Source organism: Streptomyces sp. NPDC058955, from assembly GCF_042741435.1.
Classification (GTDB): Bacteria; Actinomycetota; Actinomycetes; order Streptomycetales; family Streptomycetaceae; genus Streptomyces.
The window spans coordinates 1-2,914 of sequence record NZ_JBHYKM010000234.1 but is presented as its reverse complement, the minus strand read 5'-3'; the positions used below and the strand labels follow the sequence as shown (position 1 = coordinate 2,914).

The following is a 2,914-nucleotide window of genomic DNA, read 5'->3' as shown; positions in this document are numbered from 1 at the left end:
ATCGCGTACGGCGAGCGCGCCGCCGACCTCGCCGACCGGACCGGCAGCCCGGAGGCGGGCGCCTTCGAGCGCACCAACCTCGCGGAGCTGCACCTGCTCCTCGGCCGGGACGCGGAGGCGGAGGAGCTGGCGGTGGCGGCGGAGCGCACCGCCCGTGCCCGGGCGCCGCGCACCCTCCCGTACGCGCTGACCGCCCTGGCCCGGACCCGGATGACCTGGAATCCGGCGATGGCGGGGGCGCTGCTCGCCCGCGCGGAGGGGTGCGCCGAGGAGTCCGGCGAGCAGCAGGCCCGCGACGAGGTGCGGCTCGCCCGGGCCGAACTGGCGCTGCGCACCGGCCGGCCGGAGGAGGCACTGGCCCTCCTCGACGCCGGCGCGGTCACTCCGCGCGGCGAGTGCGTGCGCGGCTGGGCGCTGGTCCGCACCGGCCGGGCCGCGGAGGCCGTCGCGCTGCTCGAGCGGGAGGCGGCCCGGGCCGAGCGGGCGGGGCAGTACCTCCTCCTGGTGGAGGCGACCACGGTCCTCGCGCTGGCGCTCGGCCTGTCCGGGGCTCCGGAGCGGGCCGACGCGCTGCTCGCCGACGCCCGGGACCGGGCCGAGGCCCTGCCGTACCCGGCGGGCGCCGACCGCGTCCGGGCGGCCCGCGAGCGGCTCTCCGCCGCCCGCCGCTGAGGCCGGGCGGCCCGGCACCCTTTCGGCCCGCCGCACCGCGCCGCGCGGACGGTGACCGCCGAGACTCGTTGGCAGTGCGTACCCGCAGCGATTCCGGCGACGGATCACCACGGCAGGGAAATGAGCGAGCCATGAGCGACAAGCCCACCATCGTCCTGGTCCACGGCTTCTGGGGCGGCGCCGCCCACTGGGCGAACGTCATCGTCGAGCTGAACAGGCGCGGCTACGGGCCGGACCGGATCCGCGCCGTCGAGAACCCGCTGACCTCCCTCGCCGACGACGCCGAGCGCACCCGCACGATGATCAGGCAGGTGGACGGTCCCGTCGTGCTGGTCGGCCACTCCTACGGCGGCGCCGTCATCACGGAGGCCGGCGACCTGCCGAACGTCACCGCCCTGGTGTACGTCGCCGCCTTCGCGCCGGACGCCGGCGAGAGCCCCGGCGGGCTCAGCCAGGAGATGCCGCCCGCCGCTCTCGACAACATCGCGCCCGACTCGGACGGTTACCTCTGGATCAGGCCGGAGGCGTTCCGCGAGAGCTTCGCGCAGGACCTGTCGGCGGACGAGGCCCTCGTCATGGCGGTCACCCAGAAGGCGCCGCTCGGCTCCACGTTCGGCGACAGCGTGACGGCGCCGGCCTGGCGGAGCAAGCCGGTCTGGTACCAGCTGTCGACCGAGGACCGCATGATCCACCCCGACAACGAGCGCCGGATGGCGGAGCGCATGAAACCCCGCAGGATCGTCGAACTCGACGCGAGCCACGCCTCCTTGGCCTCCCGGCCGCAGGAGGTCGTCGACCTGATCGAGGACGCGGTGCGCGAGACGGCCGGCTGACCCCGGCCGCACCGACCTGTGTTGAGGTTCCGTCAGTTCGCCGGGCGGACACCGAGGATGGCGTGCATGCCCCGCAGTGCCCACTCCCCCGTGCGGTCGTCGCCGTGCAGGAGGCGCGCCGGGGTGACGCCGGCGGCCAGGGACTCCAGGCCGTAGACGACCTGGGCGGTGTCGGTCCCGGGCGGGAGGTCGCCGGCGGCGACGGCCGCGTCGACGTCGCGGCGCAGGGCCTCCCGCCAGCGGGTCCGGCTCTCGGCGATGCGGTCGTGCACGGCGCCGGCGCGGCCGTCGTAGTCGTAGGTGACCTGGGTGAGCAGGCAGCCCCCGGAGTAGCCGGGGTCGACGGCGTACGCCACCCAGGACGCGCAGACCGCCAGCAGGCGCGGCAGCCCGGGGGCGAGGTGGCGCACCGGGCGCCAGACGCGGACGCGGAAGCTCTCCACGACCAGGTCCACGGTCTCCAGTTGCAGCCTCTCCTTGCTGCGGAAGCGGCCGATCACGCCCGCCTTGCTCATGCCGAGCACCTCCGCGAGACGGCCGATGGTGACGCTGTCCAGGCCCTCCACGGAGGCGATCTCCGCGGCGGCGGCGAGGACCGATCGCCGTGTCTCCAGGGCTGCTTGAGCCGATGCGCGTCCTGCCATGCCGGCCACTTTAGCAAACGACCGTACGGCATTGACGTACGAACGGTCGTACTCTTAAATCCTCGCCATGACGTCTTCCGTCTCCCCTTCCGCCTCCCCTTCCGCCCCTTCGGCCGAGGCCCCCGCCGCCGCCCGGCGCGCCTCGCTCGCCCTGCTCCTCGCCTGCGCCGGCACGTTCCTGAGCTTCCTCGACGCCACCGTCACCAACCTGGCGGTGCCGCCGATCGCCGCCGACTTCGACGTCTCGCTGACCACCGTCTCGTGGGTCGCCACCGCCTATGTGATCCCCTTCGCCGCCCTGCTCGCGCCGGCCGGACCGCTGGCCGACGCGGTCGGCCGGGCCCGGCTGTTCCTGGTCGGCGTCGCCGTCTTCACGGCCTCGTCGCTGCTGATCGCCATGGCGCCGAACCTGCCCGTGCTGCTAGGCGCCCGCGCCGTCCAGGGCCTGGCGGCCGCCCTGTTGGTCCCCGCCTCCCTGGCGCTCGTCCTGGCGGAGGTCCCCGCCGACCGCAGGCGCGCCGCGATCGGCGCGTGGAGCGCGGCGGGCGCCCTGGCCGCCGCCGCGGGCCCCGCGCTCGGCGGCGTCATGGTCGAAGTCCTCGACTGGCGCGCCCTGTTCTGCCTCAACCTGCCGGTGGGCGCCTGGGTGCTGATCGCCGGGCGGATGCTGGCCGCCGGCGATTGCCCCGCGCCCGGGGGGGCCCCCCGGCGGGGCGCGCACCTCGGCGGGCGCGGGCGCGGGGCGGCGGGCTATCGCCCGAACCG

Annotated in this window: 3 protein-coding genes and 1 pseudogene; 3 read left to right on the top strand and 1 reads right to left on the bottom strand. The window is 75.8% G+C overall.

Annotated elements, in window-relative coordinates; all coding sequences use genetic code 11:
* Positions 1–672, top strand: a pseudogene (locus tag ACFW1I_RS38245) (transcriptional regulator); the annotation flags it as partial.
* 131 nt (positions 673–803) lie between these two features.
* Entirely contained in the window at positions 804–1,505 is a 702-nt protein-coding gene (locus ACFW1I_RS38240) for an alpha/beta hydrolase (RefSeq protein WP_384678754.1), read from the top strand.
* Positions 1,506–1,537: 32 nt separating this feature from the next.
* On the opposite strand, the gene ACFW1I_RS38235 is transcribed toward ACFW1I_RS38240, so the two are convergent.
* Positions 1,538–2,149, bottom strand: a complete 612-nt coding sequence (locus tag ACFW1I_RS38235; protein WP_384678751.1) for a TetR/AcrR family transcriptional regulator — start codon at positions 2,147–2,149, stop codon at positions 1,538–1,540.
* A 67-nt stretch (positions 2,150–2,216) separates the two neighbouring features.
* Here ACFW1I_RS38235 and ACFW1I_RS38230 point away from each other — a divergent pair.
* On the top strand, positions 2,217–2,914 hold a 698-nt coding region (locus tag ACFW1I_RS38230; protein ID WP_384678748.1), incomplete at its 3' end, for an MFS transporter.

What these genes read in the sequence shown, in the direction of transcription:
- ACFW1I_RS38240 (WP_384678754.1), top strand. Translation starts at nt 804, where the DNA reads ATGAGCGACAAGCCCACCATCGTCCTGGTCCACGGCTTCTGGGGCGGC.
- ACFW1I_RS38235 (WP_384678751.1), bottom strand. Translation starts at nt 2,149, where the DNA reads ATGGCAGGACGCGCATCGGCTCAAGCAGCCCTGGAGACACGGCGATCG.